General features: G+C 49.0%; 1 protein-coding gene. It reads right to left on the bottom strand.

What is annotated here, in order from left to right; translation table 11 throughout:
• Positions 1-30: 30 nt before the first annotated feature.
• The gene (locus tag ACYVTD_RS16815) at positions 31-366 is read right to left on the bottom strand and encodes a PLP-dependent transferase (RefSeq protein ID WP_461248795.1); all 336 of its coding nucleotides are present in this window, start codon (positions 364-366) and stop codon (positions 31-33) included.
• Positions 367-447: the final 81 nt, after the last annotated feature.

Here is a 447-nt window from a genome sequence, read left to right as displayed (position 1 = left end):
GAATGGCGCACAAGATTTGTATGTACGATTTTATTGGTAAAGAAAAAGCTTAAAAAGGCGGAAAGTGCCGCCGTAAAGGTCGTCGGAGGCGATGATATGGTCGCCTGGCGAAAACAGTTCCATTAGGGCGGAAACCGCCGCCATGCCGGAAGAAAACGCCACGGCGTATTTGGCGCCTTCCAACGCCGCGACGGTATCTTCCAAATGCACGTTGGTGGGGTTAAGGGAACGGGAGTAATCAAAGCCCGTGCTTTTTCCGACGCCCGGGTGGGCAAATGTGGCGGAAGCGAAAATCGGAACGGCAACCGAGCCTGTCGCGTCATATTTCTTGCCGCAGCCGTGAACGCAAATTGTGCTTATATCCATAATACCCTATTTATATCATAGGATTACTATGTTTTTCAAGCCTTTTTTGTTTGTCCCCGAAATATAGATACGTGTTAAGAC

The sequence above is a fragment of the Treponema sp. R6D11 genome (assembly GCF_054786075.1).
This window is presented reverse-complemented; position numbering and strand designations above follow the sequence as displayed.

Excerpts from the sequence above, each read along its gene's own strand:
- ACYVTD_RS16815 (WP_461248795.1), bottom strand. The coding sequence starts at position 366 with ATGGATATAAGCACAATTTGCGTTCACGGCTGCGGCAAGAAATATGAC.